Source organism: Novosphingobium mississippiense (assembly GCF_044029535.1).
Lineage (GTDB): Bacteria > Pseudomonadota > Alphaproteobacteria > Sphingomonadales > Sphingomonadaceae > Novosphingobium.
Map to the genome: position 1 here is coordinate 1,392,501 of NZ_CP147003.1, position 17,532 is coordinate 1,410,032.

Sequence of the window (17,532 nt, forward strand, 5' to 3'; positions counted from 1 at the left end):
GCCCGTCTATGTTGGCGACCTTAGCAAACCGTGTGGTCCGCTGCGGTGAGAGGCCCTCTAAAACCCACCCATGATTCGGTCAAACACTAATTTTCAAAAGTTTTCCACACCCCCTGCCCAACGCGGTCGCCGCAAGGCGCACCGCTTTGCTGGCCCGAAGTCAGATAACCTTCAGAAATCGAAGCGGAGCCTGGTGTAGCTGGGATCATCGGGAAACCGCCCACCGATATCCAGTCGCTGCCCCAACAGGCCCATGCTCCAATCGGCGGAATCGGAATATTCGCGAAACCAGTCGGTCATCACCAACCGCTCCCTGATCCGCCATTCATCTTCCCGCTTTTCAAAGCGGTCGAGATATCGCCCCGCGCCGATCACATCCATTTTGCGACCATCCACGGTGATGCGATGATAGCCGTAGAAGTAGGATTCGACGTCGGCCTGATCGCCATGCAGCGCAATCAGGACATTGCCGATCAGGTGCATGGTCTGGTCCATAGCCTGCATGGCCGGAAAGGCCCAGGCGATGAACTCCTCTGCATTGCCCTCGAACTCCAGATGCTTGTCGACGACATCGGGCCAATAGGCGCTTCGCACCATGTCGGCATCAAGCCGGTCGACACCTCGCGCATAGCGGTAGAGGCATTCCCGGATGGCTTCGCGATCGGCAAGTTCGGCAAGGATCTGGCTCGTCTTGGTGGTCATCGCAATTCCTCCGCAAAAAGCCTTCAGGTCGTCGTCACGGCGATCGCGCCCCTGACTGCCCCCACCGCGCCTCGCTCATGCGCTCATGACCGCATGAAGCGCCAGTTGTCGCCGTCGCTCTCGTCCGCATCGAACCGATATCCGTCACTGTCGAAACCGCGCATGGCCTCCACATCGACGATGTGATGCTCACACATCCACCGCGCCATCATGCCCCGCGCCCTTTTCGCGTTGAAGCTGACAAAGCGCGGGCCGTTGGGACCCGGCTCCCGGAAGTCGACCTGGATGACGCGCAAGCCCTTCAGCCGGTTCTCGACCGCGGCAAAGTATTCCTGGCTGGCCAGATTAAGCACCACGCCCGATCCCTCATCCGCGACTTGCTGGCGCAACAGCGCCGCGATGCGATCTCCCCACCAGTCGGTCAGCTTCTTGTGGCGGGGCGCCCAGCGTGTTCCCATTTCCAGGCGATAGGGCCGGATCGCATCCATCGGGCGGAGCAGACCGTAAAGGCCGGACAGAATTCGCACATGGTCCTGCGCGAAAGCGACGCCCGGCTCGTCCAGCGTGTCCACCTCGAAGCCCGTGTAGACATCACCTGCGAAGGCATAGAGCGCCTGTCGCTCTGGCAAGTCGGGGAAATCGCGGAACCGGTCGGCATTAAGCTTGGCGAGGCGGGGCGAAATCCGCATCAGCTCCGCCAAACGCTTTTGCGAAAGGTTGGCGGCCGATCGGGCGAGATCGCGCGCTTCATCGGTGAAATGCGGCGTCGTCGCGGCAAGTTCCGGCAGCGTGCGTTCGAAGTCGAGGGTCTTGGCGGGTGAAAGCAGAACGATCATGGCTGCGGCGGTAGCCAGACCCGGCCTGGGCGTCAAACCTCGGGCGTCAAACCTTGGCCGCCATTCTTCCGCTATCCCTTCCCGAAAACCTGGATTTCAACACTCACCCGGTCGCCCAGCCCGATGGCGCCGGCCTTTCTGACCGCGAGCTTGAGCGGCAGCAGATAGCCGTCATCCCTGGGAAACAGGGAGGTTGTAAAGGCGGTGCCGTTCACCACGGCCCGAACCGGCACCACCCCCCAACCATAGCTCGCCATGCGGGCTGCATAGCGTGTCTCACCCACATGATTGGCCGGCACGGCGACGAAAAAGAAGGGCGCCGGGCCGCGCCATTCGATGACGGTACCAGCGAAGGCGAAATGAGCGAGCGGTGAATCGCCGGACTGCATGGCGGCACCCTATCGCAAGTCCGATCCGCGCGACAGCCGCGCCAATGGCGTGATCTGCTCGCCCTCGAAGCGAATAGCCGTCTTTCGGGCACGCCTTGCCTCGGGCGGTTTCAGCGTTAAGCTTCGGATATTCTAGATATAAGGACCGATCTTGAAAGCCACATCGCGCCTGCGCGTCGCCCTCGCTCTTGCCCTGCTGAGTTCCACCTCCATGTCCATTGCCGCCACGCCCGCCCCCGTCGACCCGCGCGACCCTGCGGATCCCTGGATCTGGCTTGAGGATCTGGACGGCGCGCGATCCATGGAATGGGTCAAGGCGCACAATGCGGTGACCGAGAAGCGGCTTGAAGCCGACCCGCGCTACCAGACCTTCTATAACCAGGCGCTCACCATCATGGGCGCGCAAGACCGCATTCCGGCACCGCGCTTCCTGAACGGGCAAATCTACAATTTCTGGCAGGATGAACAGCACCTGCGCGGCATCTGGCGTCGCACCACGCTGGCCGATTACCGCAATGCCCAGCCGAGCTGGCAGACGGTGCTCGATATCGATGCGCTGGGTAAGGCAGAGGGCAAGAGCTGGGTCTTCAAGGGCGCGGATTGCCTCCAGCCCGAAGAGCGTCTGTGCCTGATTTCGCTTTCCGATGGCGGCGAGGATGCCGTCGAGGTGCGCGAATTCGATCTTGCCACCGGCACGTTCGTGCAGGGCGGCTTCCACCTTCCCCGCGCGAAGCAGGGCATGAGCTGGATCGATTCCGATCACCTGATGGTCGCCACTGAATGGACGCCCGGCGAAGTGACGCAATCGCGTTATCCCTACGTGGTGAAGCGCGTCACGCGGGGGCGGCCGCTGTCCGAAGCGGTGGAGATATTCCGCGGAGACAAGACCAACGTCGGCGTGTTTCCGGCGGTCCTGCATGATGGCCAGGGACGCTCGCTCGCGATGGTCGAACAGGCACTGGACTTCTTCCATTCGCGTAGCTTCGTTATCGGCAAGGACGGAAAGCCGCATGAACTGAAGATTCCGCAGAAGGTTTCCGTGGCGGGGCTGGTGGCAGGCCAGATCGTGTTCAAGCTTGATGAAGCCTGGGGGGATCTGCCGTCCGGCGCCGTGGCAACGGCTGCGCTGGACGATGTGCTGGCCGATCCCGCAGCCTTCAAGGCCCGGCTTGCGTGGCAGCCCGGCCCGCGCCAGGCGCTCGATGGGGTTTCGACCAGCCGCGACCGCTTGCTGCTCTCGATCCTGGACAACGTGAATGGCAGCCTGCTTTCGCTCGCGCCGGCCGGGAATGGATCGTGGAGCACCACGAAGCTCCCGTTGCCGGACAAGCTGGCGCTGGGCTTCGGTTCAGCCGACACGCGCAGCAACATGGTGTTCGCGTCGGCCGAAGGCTTCACGACGCCCAGCAGCCTCTATCTGGTCGATGCCGCCGCCGGCAGCGCCGAACCGGTGAAGAGCCTGCCCGCGCGCTTCGACGCTTCCGGCCTGGTGGTGGATCAGTTCGAGGCGAAATCGACCGACGGCACGGCGATCCCGTATTTCCTGGTTCACCGCAAGGATGCCCCGCTCAATGGGTCGACCCCGGTCCTGCTCGATGCCTACGGCGGCTTCCAGGTCAGTTCCACCCCGTCCTATTCGGGCACCATCGGCAAGCTCTGGCTGGAACGCGGCGGCGCCTTTGCCGTGGCGAACATTCGCGGTGGCGGCGAATTCGGCCCGGCATGGCATGAAGCCGCGCTGAAGACCAAGCGCCAGGTCGCCTATGACGATTTCGCCAGCGTCGCGCGCGACCTGATCGGCCGCAAGGTCACCTCGCCGCAAAAGCTCGGCATCATCGGCGGATCGAATGGCGGACTGCTGATGGGCGTGGAAATGACCCAGTTCCCCGAACTGTACAACGCCGTGGTCATCCAGGTGCCGCTGCTCGACATGATCCGTATCAGCAAGATCGCTGCCGGCGCCAGCTGGCAGGGCGAGTACGGCGATGTCTACGCCGATGCGGACGCCCGTGCATTCTGGCTGAAGAATTCGCCGTATCATGCCTTGAAGAAGGGCCTGAAATACCCCGAACCCTACATCTTCACCACCACCCGCGACGATCGCACCGGTCCGCAGCACGCCCGCAAGTTCGCCGCCCGGATGGAGCAGCTCGGCCTGCCGTTCTATTACTATGAGAACACGGAAGGCGGCCATGGGTCCGGCGCGGACATCAAGCAGTCGGCCAAGACCAGTGCCTTGTGGATGACCTATCTGGCCCGCAAGCTGGAAGACTGAACGCACCGCGCGCCGGGCTGCGCAAGTCGCTGCCCGGCGCGTGACGCGGAAAGCGTTCTAGGCGGCACTGGCAAGGCGTCTCGGCCGTACGGGCGGCCTGAGGGTCAGGCGGTTGAACAGCCGGCGCTTGAGGGACAGGTGCGGCAGCAGTTCCATGTCGCGCTCCCACAGCGTGCCGTTGAACGAGGGATCGCGCGCCAGCGCCAGTTCCACGCCCCACTGCGCCGCCACTTCGGGCGCGAGCCCGTCGACGATGCCCATCCGCGTCTGCAGCGCGCCCGGGGCCCAGTCGCTGATGACGATGCCGGGAAAGCGATCAGCCAGGTCGGCAACCAGCGCGCGTGTCAGCAGACGCGACGCGCCTTTGGATACCGAATAGGCGCTGCTGGCCGGTATCGGCGCAATGTCGGCGAAGGACGTGACGTTGATGATCCTGCCGCTGCCGCGCTCCACCATGTCGTCCAGCGCCAGCCGGCAGCAGGCCGCCATGCCGCCCAGATTGACTGCCAGGGTGTGCTGGAAGCTTTCGATACTTTCGTCCAGGAAATCGCGGCGGGGATAGACGGCGGCATTGTTGATGAGAATGGCGATCGCGCCCAGATCGCGGATCCTTCCGAACGTCCGCCGCAGCGCGTCGATGTCGGAAACATCGCAGGCCATCGGATGGTAGCGCCCCGGCCCGGTGGCAAGAGCGCCCGTTTCGGCCAGGCTTTCCTCGCCCGGGCCAAGGCCGACGACATCGTGGCCGCCCGCCACCAGTCCCAGTACGAGCGCGCGGCCAAGGCCGCGTCCTGCACCGGTAACCACGGCCAGTGCCGGTGCCGCCTTCGACGACAGTTCCCGGGCGAGTTCGGAAACCGCGTTCATGCCGCGCCCGCCATGCCGTCGGCCACGCGCAGGGCGTTGGCGGCGATGGTGAGGCTGGGGTTCACCCCCATCGAGGTCGGCATGAACGAGGCATCCGCCACCCACAGGTTGCGCATCCCGTGGACGCGGCAGTCTCGATCCACCACGCTGGTCGCCGGATCGCGCCCCATGCGCAGGGTGCCGCAGGGATGCCCGAAATTGAGTTCGGGCTCGTAGGATAGAAATACCATGCGCTGCCCCTTGTGGCTGTTCCGGATCAGACGGCGGAATTGCTGCCGGCGCCGATGCAGTTCCGGCGTGAAGCGATAGTCGACGACGATGTCGCCGGGGCGTTCGGGATCGCCGCGCACGCGGTTCTCCGCATAGGGCATGTCTTCCATCAGCCCGACGAACACCTTGGCCTGGCCCAGCGCCCGCGCGGTGATGGCTGCGGGAATGCGGGCCAGCTGATCCGCGGCGGGCACCCGCCGCAAGGGCGAACGGGCGATGCGCGTGCGCAGGAAATGCAGGATCTCCCCCTCCCCCGCGTTCAGGCCCATCGCCTGGACCATGCCAAGCCGCTCTCCCCCGACGAAATAGAGGTCGCGATAGCCGACCGACTTGGCCGCATCCGCATATTGCTCCGCGCGCCGGGGCCAGAGCGCAAAAATCTCGTTGAGATGAAACATCAGGTTCCGCCCGACCTGCCCCGTGCCATTGCCCAGGCCGTCCTGCCACTGCGCCGCCCGCGAATTGAGCAGCAACCGGGGAGAGGAAAGCGCGCCGGCCGCCAGCACCACGCGGTCGGCGGAAAACCGCAAGGCCTCCCCCTCTCGCCGCGCCTCCACCACCTGCACCGCATTGCCTTCCCCCTGCAGCGCGGTCACGTCGCAACGATCGATCAGCGCGGCGCGCCCGGTTGCCAGAGCGGGCTCGACCCCGGCCGAACGCCCATCCATCTTGCAGGCGCGCGGGCATTTGCGGCCCAGGCAGTTGCCGCAATTCTCGACCCGTCGCACCGCGCTGTGCAACTGGTAGGGGTGCAGTCCCGCATGGCGCATCCGCGCCATGATCCGGGCGTCACCGTCGGCAATGACGGGTCCGGGCCGCAAGGCGGGCGAGGGGTGGGTGGCCAGCGGATCGGGCTCGCCCGCAACCGCGAAAAGGTCCTGCGCCTGATCGTACCAGGGCAGCATCTCCGCAAAGCTGATCGGCCAGCCCTGCGTCGGGTGCGGCCGCTCCGCACTATGGTCCAGGTCATGCGCCTCAGGCCGTTCCAGCGTCGCGGCGTAGAACACCGAAGATCCGCCCACGCCAGCGCCGATTGGCGCATGGAAGGCGTGTTCCGGGTCTCCCGGCTCGCCGCCGATACGCACGCGGATCGGATCGGGCCATGCGCCGCGCGCCATGCGGGCCACCGGATCGGGAAGCTCCGCCCCGGCCAGCCCGTTCTCCTCGCGCCGATGGCCCGCGCGTCCCTTTTCCAGAAACAGGACCGACAGCCCGCGCTCGGCCAGCCGCCTGCCCACCGTGCCGCCACCCATGCCAGTGCCGATGACGATCACGTCCCAATGCCGCCGGACAAGATCGTCGATCATGTGCGCTTCCCTGCCTGATCGCCCGAGAGGAACGGCAGGAACAAGTCCCGCAACGCCACCGCACCGGCGTAAGTCATGTGGTTGTTGTCGAAGTAGAACGAGACGCCGCGCTGCATTCCGCTGCACTGCGCGGCGCAGAGGCGCGGCCAGGGATCGATCAATCGCACGTTGCCTGCCGCCACCAGCGGATCGATCGCATCTTCGGCCAGGCGCTGGCGCGCCAGGGCATCGGGTATCGACACGGTGGCCAGCCGGCGCGCCTGATCGGCAGTCAGCCGCCCATGCGCCATCTCCCGCGCGACGATGGGGCTATTGTAGAACGGCAGTTCGGGAACCTGCCGCAGCAGGAAAACCTGATAGCCGTCGTGCGCCAGTTCGCCGATGGTCATGCGCAGCGCCGCCCCAAACAGCGCGCTCTGCGCCTCGCCCCGGGGCAGGCCGGAACCGTCGATCGCCGAAAGCCGGATCACGTTGTTGGCATCGCGGCCCACGCCTATCCCGTCGGCATAGTAGCTCCAGCGGCCCACCAGCAGCAGCCGCCGGACCGAGGGGAAGTGCCGCAGGGCATCACGAATGCGCAGATTGTCAGTCAGGCAGGCACGGTCTTCGTCGGGCGTTGCGGCGCTTTCCTGTTTGGCGATGCCGAACAGCGGCGGGCATCCCGCATGCCAGATGATCACGCCGGGGCTTTTCGCCTCGCGCGCGGCCAGCGCCAGCCCGTCCATCTGCGCGCGCAAGTGGCTGTCTCCCCAGATCAGCACTTGGGGCGGCCCCTCCGGCCCGATGGCGCAAGTGGTTATGCCCGCAAGCGGCCCCTCGGCCGCCTGGCTGCAGCGGCTGGTATCCTGGAGAAACCCGCTCGACGCCGTGATATGCACGCGCGTATCGGGCGAGAACCGGTCTGACAGACCGTTTCCGCTCCAGATCATGAAGCCCAGCGCCACCGCCATCGTCCCGGCCAGCGTCATGCCGCCCAGCAGCTTGACCGGGTGGGGATGCGGCCCGCGCCGGAACGGTTGCTCGACGAAGCGCCAACTGAGCATCGAAAGAGCAAAGACCAGCGCCAGCCACGCCGCGCTTTCACCGGGCGATCGATAACCGTCGCGCCAGTAGCGGGACAGGATCAGCACCGGCCAGTGCCAGAGGTAGAGCGAGTAGGAAATCACCCCGATGAACGCCAGCGCCGGGTGGGCCAGCACCCTCGTTACCTGCCCCCGCCTCTCGCCCGCCACGCCCGTTCCGGCGATCAGCGCGCATGTCCCCACGACCGGAAGCAGGGCCTGCCATCCCGGAAAATCGGCGCTCCGGACCACGGCGATCGAAACCAGGACCAGTGCCAGCCCGGCCCATGACAGCGCCTGAGCCAGATGTGGGGTCAGACGGGCTTTCAGCGCCGGATGTCGCAACGCCAAGGCCACCAGCACGCCGGACAGCAGTTCCCATGCCCGGTAGGGAAAGAGATAGAACGTGGCGGTGGGATGGGTCGGCGTCAGCACCACGCATGCGGCCAGCGACACGGCCCACAGCAGGCCGACGCATATGGCGATCGCGCCGCCATTTCTGCGCAGCGACGCCACCAGCATCAGGCAAAGCGGCAGGAATACATAGAACTGCTCTTCGACGGAGAGCGACCACGTGTGCAGCAGGACGCGATTTTCCGCACCAATGTCGAAATATCCCGCCTCGCGATAGAACAGCACGTTGGAGGCCCAGACGCTCGACGCGATGAGTTCCTTGCCGAAATTGCGGTATTCGAAAGGCAGCAGCACGAACCAGCCGACGATCCAGCTACAGAGGGCCATCGCGAAGAATGCCGGCGCCAGCCGACGGATGCGCCGCATGTAGAAGGCGACAAGGTCGATTTTCCCGCTATGCGCCAGCTCGTCCACAAGCAGGCCGCCGATCAGATAGCCCGAGATGACGAAGAACACGTCGACGCCGACGAAGCCGCCCTGAAGGCCCGGCACGGAAAAGTGGAACAGCACCACGGCCAGCACGGCAATCGCCCGCAACCCGTCGATTTCCCGGCGATAGGCGAGATGCCGCCCGCTTGTGGCCGCGCCCTCCCGGCCCGGACGCATCCCACGCCAGACGGGTGCTGAACCGGTGCTGAAAATCTTGGGGCTGACGGCTTGGCCCATAGGCGGCTTGTCTCACGTTCGCGGCGGGTACGAGCCACTGGCTCCCGCGAACTATACCGACAGGCGGATCGCCAACGTCATTTCTAAAACTGCCGTGTCGTTTTTCCGGATATACCGAATAGCCCTTTGATTGGCGCCAGCGAACGGCGTCAATCGATGAAGCGCCATCGCGCGCCGTCGATGGCCAACCCGCTCTTGTGCCTGATCCAGCCCGGCTTGCCGCGCGCCTGCCGGGCCTTGGCGATGATGCCGCGGGGGGCTTGAACAGATCAGAGGTGATTGTCCGGCTTCGGCAGATTTTCGGGATGGCTGAATGGCCGATGTTGCGGGCTATTTGCCGCCGTCACTCTACTTCAGGTTTTTATTCAACGTCTGCCGAGCCGTTTGCGCCAGCTTGCAGTCCTTCCTGGTTGTCTGACATTGCTGTTCAAGCATCTCCACGATCCTGAGTTGCTCTCGAAGAAAGTAATCATCGTGCCGGATATCTGCCGACCACATGTTCCGTCCGAGCGGCTGGGAGTTGGCATAACGCAGTCGGTCGGATGCTGCGGGATTGAGCGCAGCAACTTGATTTGGGCGCGGGATCTCAAATCCGATCGCAATACCCACGACAAGGCAGGTCACCGCGATCCCGACTACAAATTTGGATTTCATCGGCGCAGTTTATCAGAGCCGGGAACGGCGGCAATGCGCTGGGAATTCAGAGATCGGTACCGGAAGGGCGGAATAACCCTTTTGCCCTTTCCATGCCCTCCGCTGATCTCCCCGCCGCGACCAACTTCGCTGCGCTTCGCAAGTCTCACGCCCCTCCCGCAAGCGGGAGGGGGTGGAGGTGGGCTTTCACGACGGCCGCGATTCCAGACCGCGCCGCCACCGGGTCAGTCGATATCCAGCAGCCTGGGCGCGCCCATGCCGTCCATGAAGTTGGCAAGGTTGCGGTGGAGGTTGATCACCTTCTGCTCCTGATGCGGGTTGGGCAGCGGGCCGCGGAAGCCGGAGGACTTCATGCCCTTCTGCACGAACTGCATGTTGGAGAAGTCCTGCGCCAGAACCGATCCCCAGTTCTCGCCGATCGGATCGGCATAGACCCATTCGGTCTCCGGCTCCTCGCCCTCGGGGAAGCGTTCCAGGGCGTAGCTTTCGAACACGCACTTGTCCGGATCATCGCCGTAGGGGCGTACGCGGTAGCAGAGCGCGAACGTCTCGCCGTGGAGGATGTTCTGGTTGGGGAACAGCCCCCAGGCGAGGCCGCCCTCCTTCTTGATCTCCGGCGGGACTTCGGGCCAGACCACGCCGCGCGCGGCGTCGTCTGCCTTGGCGCTTTTCAGCCAGTGGGCGATGATCTCGCCCGGGGTGGCGGTATCCGGAAGCTCATCCACCAGGCGGCTGGCAGCGTTCACCAGCGTTTCGGTGGAGGCGGAGTAGTTCACCGTCTCGTAGTTCTCGCGGATCAGTTCGTAGGTGGAGACGCGCGCGTCGTCGCCCTTGCCGGCGCGGGTGGTGCCGGCGCTTTCGCTCATCTGGAACTTGGCGTCGCGGGTATCGTAGCTGGAGACGGAGTGGAGGCCGTACTGCTTCGACAGCGCGTAGTAATCGCCATAGGCCAGTAGCTGCGTGTGGGTGCCGGCGACGTGATAGGGTTCCAGGAACGCTTCGATCGCGGTCTTCCAGTTGCAGTCGTAGATCGCCCACTGCCGCCATTTGTAGTGCATGCCGGCAAGGTCGAAGTGGTCCAGAATCTCACCCGCGCGGCCCATCCATTCGGCCAACGGTACGGCATCGGGGTCCATGCTGATGTAGATGTAGCCACCCCAGGTATCGACCTGCACGTCCGACAGGCAGGTCATCTCCGGCGTCAGCTTGTTGTCCCAGTCCTGCGGGTCGAGGATGTAGGTGTTCTTGCCGTCGAGGTCGAAGGTCCAGCCGTGGAAACCGCAGACGAAGCTCTTGCGGTTGCTGCCGCGCACGTCGTGGATCTTGCTCGGCAGCATGTCCGGCACCGAGACGAGCTGGCGGCCGCGATGCGGGCACACGTTGTGGAAGGCGCGCAGCGAGCCATCGTCCTTGCGCAGGACGATGATCGATTCGTCGGCAACGTTGTAGGTCATCCAGTCGCCGGGGTTCGGCAGGTCCGTCTCACGCTCCACCATCTGCCAGACCTTGGGCCAGAGCAGCTTCTTTTCCGCTGCAAGGTAGTCCTTCGAAAGGAACGCGGTGGTAGGATAAGTGGCGAGGCGTTCCTCGTCCATGTCCTGCGCGGTCAATGTGGCCTGATTGGTGCCCGTCTCTTTCACGTGGCCTCTCCTGTTATCAACAGCGTTGTTCATTAAGCCATCGCCCGCGCGGGGGCCAGAGGGATTTTACCCTGATCGCTGCCGGGATGGATGCAACGGGCGGCCGGGAGTCAGCCGCGCTTTTCCAATTCCGCCACCAGCGTGCGCAATTGCATGAGGGCGGCCTGCAAGGCCTCCTTGTCCTCCGCGCGGTCCGAAGCCCGCAGCGTTTCAAGATCGCTGCCCACTTGCTTCACGCTGCGCAGGGCCGCGTCCTTCTTGATCGTATCGATCTGCCGATGGAGCGTGACGACGTCCTTGAGCGCCGTGTTCCGCCCGGCATCGGGCTGCCGCTCCACCAGCAGGCACAGGGCGTCGAGCATCTTGCCGATCTGCCGCCCATAGCTTTGCTGGGCCAGGATCGCCTGCTCGGTGCCGGGCGCGCTGGAGTTCTGTTGATTGACGATCACATTGCCGAACGACCAGCCGGAATTGATCGACTGCATCAGGTCTTGCGGCGCCAGCGACAGCTTCAGTCCGAAATCGGTCCAGGACCGCCAGAGCGCGGTCCAGTCATCAAGCGTGGATGCGGTCATCGTGGCCCCCGCGACAAGGAATGCTGTGCGCGGATAATGCCTCTTCCCGGTCGCCAAGGCCAGCGTGCCGTCTAGAGCAGTTTCCGGCCGTTGCGGCGTCTGAAATCGTGCCCCCGGAAGTCCGCCGCCGGGATCGGGCCGATCAGTTCGCCATCGTCCCACTCGACGCGGCGATAGCGGTTCTCGTCCAGGCCCAGCGGGGGCAGCGGGGTGTAGACATAGCGGCTGAACGCATAGACGCGGCGCGCCGGCACCAGGGCGGCGCGGACTTGCGGCACGGGGGTGATGCGGCCCCGATAGCCGCCGAAGGCCCAGGCGTCGGTGGGCGCGCGGCTGGCCATGACCACCAGCGGGAACGGGCAGCCGGGGCCGTGATATTCCAGCATGCAGGCCTGCTGCACCACCAGCCCCACCGCCTCGTGCGAGACCAGCAGGGCCGAATTCGGGCTATGGGCAACGGTCTGGACCGTGCGCCGCCAGTCCTGCGGCTCCGGTATCCAGACGAGCGTGACCAGTTCGTAGAGGCCGACTGCCGCCACCAGCGCCAGCGCGCCGCCGCGCACCACGATGCCATCGCCGCGCGCCAGCGCCGCGGCGGCGAGCAGCACGGTGAAGCTGGCGCACCAGTGCAGCGTGTAATCGGAGATGATCGGGTGGACATGGTCCGCCACCTTGAACGCCAGCAGCGCGGCGATGACGATGAACAGCGCCAGCCGCGTGGCGCGATCGCGGAAGGTGCGGATGGCGCCGATCGCCATCAGCGCCGCCATCAGCGCCGATCCGACCTCTCCATCCAGCAGCAGTTGAAGGTTCACGCTGGACAGCCAGTCCGCGAAGGAAAGCGGCTCGATCCAGGCTATATTGGCGGAGGCGGCGCGGACTTGCGCCGCCGCGATCCACAAGGCCCAGCCGGACAGCAGCGCGACGGCAAGGTTGGCCGCCAGCAACCGCAGCAGCGCCGTCCGCCCGACACCCCGCCGCAAGCTTGCCTCGGCCAGCACCGCCAGCGTGGCGATCGCGGGCCAGAGCAGCATCGTCGTGTGGCTGTAGACCGCCACCACCGCGCCACCGACATACAACCCCCAGCCCCTCGGCGGATTGGGCCGCCCCTCTTCCAATGCGGCCAGCAGCCCAAGGAACGATACGGTGACCGCCAGCTTGGCCAGCACATAGCCGCGCAGATATTCGGACTGGTAGATGTCGGAGGGCGAGAGCGCGAAGAGCAGTACCGCCATCGCCGCCGCGGCCCAGCCCCAGCGCCGCCCGGCAAGGCGCGTGATCAGCCCGATCTGCGCCAGCGACAGCAGCAGCGGCAACAGGCGCAGCGCCGGCTGGCTGTCCGGCACCGCCATGCGCCACAGCTTGAGCAGGGTGTAGAACAGCGGCGGGTTCGTCTCCCGCAGCATCCACGGCCCCCACAGTTCCGTGAAGGACCGGCCGGAGAAATAGAGCGAGGCATATTCGTCGAAACCCAGCGGGGCTGGTTCCTGCCGCAGCCGCAAGGCCAGTGTCAGCGCGAAAGTGGCCGCCAGCGCGCCAAGCGGCAGTAGTCCTGCGAGCACCGAACGCGATTGCAGCCTGGCGTACATTCGATTCCCCCGAGGCAGCGCACGCGGCGTCCCCCATCCCCCCGGATGTTCAAGCCGATGTTTAGCCGCAGAGCGGCAGCGTGCAAGTGCCGCCATCTCGCCGGCACTGTGCGCCTGGCCTTCGATGTCCCTTTGCCGAATACAAAAAAGCGGGCCCCGAATTGCTCGGAGCCCGCCCATTTTCTGTCGGAGTACGCCGATCAGAAGCCGTCCACGGCCTTGCTGACCATGATGTTCACGGCAACGCGGCGGTTCTGCGCCTTGCCTTCTTCGGTGGTGTTGTCCGCCAGCGGGTCGGCCTTGGCCATGCCGGTGGGGGTCAACATGCGATAGGGCTTCCAGTGGCAAACCTGCTGGAGGTAGTTCACCACGCGGGTGGCGCGCTTTTCGCTGAGCGTCTGGTTGTAATCGTCGCTGCCGACGGAGTCGGTGTAGCCGACCACCAGCAGAAGGGCATTATCCATGCCATCGGCCGAAGTCGCCGCCGAGCAGAGGTTCTGCTTCGCTTCTGGCGAAAGATCGGACTTGCCTGTGTCGAAGTTCACGTTGGTCGTGCCCTTGATGTTGTACTTGTCGATGTCGGCCATGCGGCCGCGCAGTGCCTCGGTCGCCGCCTCGTTCGACGCGAAGCGCTGATCCGTGCCGTTGTGGATCATGGAGGCGACCTTCATGTCCTTGTTCTTCAGGTCGATCGAGCTGGCCACCAGCGCGCCGCCGCCCTGCAAGGTGTCGATCGAAACCGGCAGACCGTTGAGAAGCTGGTTTGACGCCAGCTTGTTGCTGTTCATGCCGAGGAAGCCGCCGCTGGACTTGATCTTGGTGGCGTTGGTAACGGTGACGATGGTCTTGTTGCCGTTGGCGCTGGTAACCTGGACCCGGTCGCCGCTGCGCGCGGAGATGATGCCTTCGACCTTGGGCCCCTTGGTCATGCCGGCCGTGTCGACCGGCTGCTGGCTGGAGGCGTCTGCCGTAACGCTACCTTCCAGGCCGTCCTGCTGCTGCGCGGAAACGCTGGCAGAAGCGGAGCCGGCCAGCGCGGCAAGCAGCAGAAGGGCTTTGGGGCTTTTCGAGATGTTTTTCATTGGCTGCTCCTTCACACAGGTGGGCCCGCGCCGATCGCGGCTTCTCGTCCGACCGGCACGCCGACGGTGGCGTGTGTGCGATCGGAACCCCCTCCAATTTCGGTGTCCGGAAGTGCGGAAACTGAATGCTGCATCCGGACCGATTTCCTGCGTGTTCAGCGCAAGCTTGCGGGTTGATGAACGGTGCCCGCAGCACCCCTGTTCGCACCGTCTATGCGGGCAAGCCGTGCGACGAACCGAAGCGAAGCATGCTGCGCGAACGGCGTTCACAAGTCGTCACACTGCCGCAATGAACCCTCAAAATAGGCTCTGCCGAACCGTCAACGGTATGCTTCGCGACAGCCCCGAAACGATTCCCGCATGGCTTCCCGGCACCGTTCTCACGCGCCGTGGATCTGCAAAACGTGACATGAAAAAAGGAGGGAGCCTTGCGGCCCCCTCCCCCCATCATTGCATAAGCCGATCGGTTACAGGGCGATCACGCCACCATCATCCTTGGTGATCGCCACGATGGCAGAGCGCGGACGCACCGTTGCGGCGGCGGTGCCGGTCTGGCTGTCCGGCCAGTGGCTGGACGGGGCCGTCACGCTGCCGTCCTCACCCGGATGCTGGATGCCCACGAACAGCGTGCGACCGTCCGGCGTCATGTCGATGCCGGTGATCTCGCACTGGACCGGGCCGACCAGGAAGCGGCGCAGCGTGGCTGCCGAGGCCGCCTTGCCGGCGATGGTCGCCTGCGTGGCGGTGGCGCCGGTCGAGTCCTTGTTGGTGATGGTCTTGGCGCCGCCGTCACCCACTTTGCCCGGCAGCGCGGCCAGCAGCATGCAGTTGGTGCGATCGGTCATCGCGCCGTCGTCGGTCTCGATCCACAGTACCGGGTTGATCTGCCCCGCCGGGTTCGTGTCTCGCGAGAAGTAGCAACCGTCCGGGCTGGAGAAGTCGTTGTCGACCGTCAGACCCGAGATGTTGACGTTGGTCGGGTCGGCATCGGTGGCATCGGCGCCGAACAGGTAGATGTCCCACTTGAACGTCGTGGCCGCCGTAGTGTCGCCATCTTCGCGCAGGCGGATGATGTGGCCGTTCGGGTTGCCGTACTGCGCGGTGTTCGCCGCGCCCTTGGGGTCGTTGTAGTGACGCGGGTTGGCCGCATCGGTGCCGTTCAGCGGGCGGCCGGCGGCGTTGTTGTTGGTCAGCGTCAGGTAGATTTCGCCGGTCACCGGGTTGCCGGCCGTCCATTCCGGGCGGTCCATCGGCGTGGCACCCACCGCATCGGCGGCAAGGCGGGTGTTGACCAGGATATCGGCCTGATCGGCGAAGACATAGGCAGGCGTGGAGCCGCTGGCAGCACGGTTCGGCACTTGTCCGAAGACCAGCGGTAGCCACTGGCCGCTGCCGTCGGCATTGAACTTGGCGACATAGAGCGTACCGGCGTCCAGATACTTGTCGCCCATGGCCAGGCGACTGGTGCTGGCGGCGTCCGCCGCCGCGTAAGTGGTGCTGGACACGAACTTGTAGAGGTATTCGCGGCGCGAATCGTCGCCCATGTAGACGCCCAGCTTCTGGCCGGCGACGGCGCGCACGAAGGCGCCTTCATGGCCCATGCGGCCCAGCGCGGTGCGCTTGCGCGGGGTCGATGCCGGGTCGTAGGGGTCGATTTCCACTACCCAGCCATACTGGTTGAACTCGTTGCGATAGTCGTCCGCCGCCGTGGCGCCGGTGATCGTCGCGTTCCACTTGGTGTAGATCGAGTCGGTGGAATTCGCGGTGGACCACGCGAAGTTGCCGGTGCGGCTGGTAACGCCGTAGCGGCTGATAGCAGTCATCTCGCGCACGGTGCGCTTGGCATCGTCCGCCGCGTCACGGCGGAAGTAGCCGGCCCAGTTTTCCTCGCACGTCAGGTTCGTCGCCCAGGGGGTGATGCCGTTGGCGCAGTTGTTGATGGTGCCGCGCCCAGTCTTGCCCGTGGGCGAATAGGCGGTGAACAGCATGGCGGAACCGGCGGCGGGGCCGTTGAACGCCATCGGCGTGTTCGGGGTGATGCGGCGGTTGAAGGTGCTGTTCTGGACGTAGGCCCACTTGCGGCTGCCGACGTCCTTGTATTCGGCCACCGAAACGCCGTGCGCCTCGATTTCCTTCAGCGCCTCATCCGCCGGACGCGGCCCGGTGGAAACGTTGGTGGGGCCGTTCGGGTGCAGGTACTGCACGTTCAGGTTCTCATGGTTCTGCACCATCAGACCGCGCGTGGAGCTGGCGTCGTCACGCGCGCCGGCGGTGGAAAGGCCGAAGAAGTGCAGCGCGTCCCCATGATCGCCGATGCGATGGGCAAAGTCGGTGTCCGAACCGTTGTTGGCATAGGCGGCGGTGCCGGCCGAAAGCGGATCGCCCAGGCGGGTCATGACGGTGACGGTATAGCCCGAGGGCACTGCCACCACATCCGCCAGGCCGTGCGGCACGGCGGTGAAGCCCAGCGCGCTGGGTGAAACGCGCACCGTGGTCTGTGCGGTTTGCGAATGGCCGCCGGTTTCGACCACGGCGAAAGTGAACACCAGATCGGTGGCGGTGCTGACGGCGGGCGCGATGAAGCTGACCGTCGATCCCGTGCCCGTCAGCGTGACGGTGGTACCCGAAGTCTGCCCCCACGCCGTCGAAGCGATGCCGCTGGTGCCGCTGGCCGGCGACCCCGTCAGCGTAACCAGGCGGCCCGAGCTGGTGGCGGCATTCGCGCCGGCCGAGATCGTCACCGAGCTGGCATTGTCGTCATCGCCGTCCGAACAGGCGGCCAGCAGCGCGGTGCCCATGAAGGCCATCGTGGTGGCGCCGGCGCCGCGAAACAGGGCCTGACGGCGCGAGAAGCGCTGGTCGGCCAGCGTCTCCAGCGATGTCACCTCGCTAGAATTGGTGTCGACGTCGCCATCGGTATACCCGGTGGCGGGCAGGTCATGTGTCATGGATATGCCCCCTATTGTTGCAGGTCTTTCAGTCGCGGGGCGATTGCTAGGGGGCCAAGATGGCAATCTGGCGCAAGTTCGATGGCATTTCGGAGACGTTTTTACGACGATTGCGACAGGTCATCGCGGAAACACTTCGTCCCGATTTTATCGATTGGGAACGGCACGCAGTTTCGGAGATTATCTTCTCCATATCGGATGCAATTACGCCACGCGCGGCCTGAAATTACTTCACCCAACCCCATACCCCTGCCCTG

General features: G+C 65.1%; 14 protein-coding genes. 2 read left to right on the plus strand and 12 right to left on the minus strand.

Translation table 11 applies throughout. The features are described 5' to 3' along the window. Positions 1-171 precede the first annotated feature (171 nt). The 3 genes from WBP06_RS24630 to WBP06_RS24640 form a co-directional block, all read right to left on the minus strand. Positions 172-702 carry a nuclear transport factor 2 family protein gene (locus WBP06_RS24630; RefSeq protein ID WP_395334894.1) on the minus strand — a complete coding sequence of 177 codons (531 nt, stop codon included), beginning with the start codon at positions 700-702 and terminating at the stop codon, positions 172-174. Positions 703-785: 83 nt separating this feature from the next. Continuing rightward, entirely contained in the window at positions 786-1,538 is a 753-nt protein-coding gene (gene yaaA / locus WBP06_RS24635; protein ID WP_395334896.1) for a peroxide stress protein YaaA, read from the minus strand. Positions 1,539-1,609: 71 nt separating this feature from the next. Continuing rightward, on the minus strand, positions 1,610-1,927 hold the full coding sequence (locus WBP06_RS24640) for a DUF1905 domain-containing protein (protein WP_395334898.1): 318 nt from the start codon (positions 1,925-1,927) through the stop codon (positions 1,610-1,612). A 211-nt stretch (positions 1,928-2,138) separates the two neighbouring features. On the opposite strand from WBP06_RS24640, the gene WBP06_RS24645 reads away from it, so the two are divergent. Then, positions 2,139-4,202: a prolyl oligopeptidase family protein gene (locus WBP06_RS24645; RefSeq protein WP_395337576.1), complete on the plus strand. Its 2,064-nt coding sequence runs from the start codon at positions 2,139-2,141 to the stop codon at positions 4,200-4,202. Positions 4,203-4,259: 57 nt separating this feature from the next. Here the strand turns inward: WBP06_RS24645 and WBP06_RS24650 are convergent, their stop codons facing one another. From WBP06_RS24650 to WBP06_RS24690, 9 genes are all read right to left on the minus strand, one after another. Beyond that, positions 4,260-5,069, minus strand: coding sequence for an SDR family NAD(P)-dependent oxidoreductase (locus WBP06_RS24650; protein WP_395334900.1), 810 nt, complete (start codon positions 5,067-5,069; stop codon positions 4,260-4,262). Then, positions 5,066-6,646, minus strand: a complete 1,581-nt coding sequence (locus tag WBP06_RS24655; protein WP_395334902.1) for a GMC oxidoreductase — start codon at positions 6,644-6,646, stop codon at positions 5,066-5,068. The genes WBP06_RS24650 and WBP06_RS24655 overlap by 4 nt, the downstream gene beginning before the upstream one ends. Then, the gene (locus WBP06_RS24660; RefSeq protein WP_395334904.1) at positions 6,643-8,787 is read right to left on the minus strand and encodes an acyltransferase family protein; all 2,145 of its coding nucleotides are present in this window, start codon (positions 8,785-8,787) and stop codon (positions 6,643-6,645) included. The genes WBP06_RS24655 and WBP06_RS24660 overlap by 4 nt, the downstream gene beginning before the upstream one ends. Before the next feature lie 348 nt (positions 8,788-9,135). Continuing rightward, positions 9,136-9,441, minus strand: a complete 306-nt coding sequence (locus tag WBP06_RS24665; RefSeq protein WP_395334906.1) for a hypothetical protein — start codon at positions 9,439-9,441, stop codon at positions 9,136-9,138. 224 nt (positions 9,442-9,665) lie between these two features. Continuing rightward, positions 9,666-11,036 carry an SRPBCC family protein gene (locus tag WBP06_RS24670; RefSeq protein ID WP_395337577.1) on the minus strand — a complete coding sequence of 457 codons (1,371 nt, stop codon included), beginning with the start codon at positions 11,034-11,036 and terminating at the stop codon, positions 9,666-9,668. A 155-nt stretch (positions 11,037-11,191) separates the two neighbouring features. Beyond that, entirely contained in the window at positions 11,192-11,656 is a 465-nt protein-coding gene (locus WBP06_RS24675; RefSeq protein WP_395334908.1) for a hypothetical protein, read from the minus strand. A 71-nt stretch (positions 11,657-11,727) separates the two neighbouring features. Continuing rightward, complete coding sequence (locus WBP06_RS24680) at positions 11,728-13,245, minus strand: hypothetical protein (RefSeq protein ID WP_395334910.1); 1,518 nt, start codon at positions 13,243-13,245, stop codon at positions 11,728-11,730. Positions 13,246-13,445: 200 nt separating this feature from the next. After that, positions 13,446-14,327, minus strand: a complete 882-nt coding sequence (locus WBP06_RS24685; RefSeq protein ID WP_395334913.1) for an OmpA family protein — start codon at positions 14,325-14,327, stop codon at positions 13,446-13,448. 467 nt (positions 14,328-14,794) lie between these two features. Continuing rightward, positions 14,795-17,275, minus strand: a complete 2,481-nt coding sequence (locus WBP06_RS24690; RefSeq protein ID WP_395334915.1) for an alkaline phosphatase PhoX — start codon at positions 17,273-17,275, stop codon at positions 14,795-14,797. 59 nt (positions 17,276-17,334) lie between these two features. Between WBP06_RS24690 and WBP06_RS24695 the strand changes: the two genes are divergently transcribed. After that, complete coding sequence (locus tag WBP06_RS24695) at positions 17,335-17,499, plus strand: hypothetical protein (protein ID WP_395334917.1); 165 nt, start codon at positions 17,335-17,337, stop codon at positions 17,497-17,499. Positions 17,500-17,532 lie beyond the last annotated feature (33 nt).

Coding starts and splice junctions, on each gene's coding strand:
- WBP06_RS24655 (WP_395334902.1), bottom strand. CDS start 6,646: ATGATCGACGATCTTGTCCGGCGGCATTGGGACGTGATCGTCATCGGC.
- WBP06_RS24680 (WP_395334910.1), bottom strand. CDS start 13,245: ATGTACGCCAGGCTGCAATCGCGTTCGGTGCTCGCAGGACTACTGCCG.
- WBP06_RS24690 (WP_395334915.1), bottom strand. CDS start 17,275: ATGACACATGACCTGCCCGCCACCGGGTATACCGATGGCGACGTCGAC.
- WBP06_RS24675 (WP_395334908.1), bottom strand. CDS start 11,656: ATGACCGCATCCACGCTTGATGACTGGACCGCGCTCTGGCGGTCCTGG.
- WBP06_RS24665 (WP_395334906.1), bottom strand. CDS start 9,441: ATGAAATCCAAATTTGTAGTCGGGATCGCGGTGACCTGCCTTGTCGTG.
- WBP06_RS24650 (WP_395334900.1), bottom strand. CDS start 5,069: ATGAACGCGGTTTCCGAACTCGCCCGGGAACTGTCGTCGAAGGCGGCA.
- WBP06_RS24645 (WP_395337576.1), top strand. CDS start 2,139: ATGTCCATTGCCGCCACGCCCGCCCCCGTCGACCCGCGCGACCCTGCG.
- WBP06_RS24685 (WP_395334913.1), bottom strand. CDS start 14,327: ATGAAAAACATCTCGAAAAGCCCCAAAGCCCTTCTGCTGCTTGCCGCG.
- WBP06_RS24660 (WP_395334904.1), bottom strand. CDS start 8,787: ATGGGCCAAGCCGTCAGCCCCAAGATTTTCAGCACCGGTTCAGCACCC.
- yaaA (WP_395334896.1), bottom strand. CDS start 1,538: ATGATCGTTCTGCTTTCACCCGCCAAGACCCTCGACTTCGAACGCACG.
- WBP06_RS24640 (WP_395334898.1), bottom strand. CDS start 1,927: ATGCAGTCCGGCGATTCACCGCTCGCTCATTTCGCCTTCGCTGGTACC.
- WBP06_RS24670 (WP_395337577.1), bottom strand. CDS start 11,036: ATGGACGAGGAACGCCTCGCCACTTATCCTACCACCGCGTTCCTTTCG.
- WBP06_RS24630 (WP_395334894.1), bottom strand. CDS start 702: ATGACCACCAAGACGAGCCAGATCCTTGCCGAACTTGCCGATCGCGAA.
- WBP06_RS24695 (WP_395334917.1), top strand. CDS start 17,335: ATGGCAATCTGGCGCAAGTTCGATGGCATTTCGGAGACGTTTTTACGA.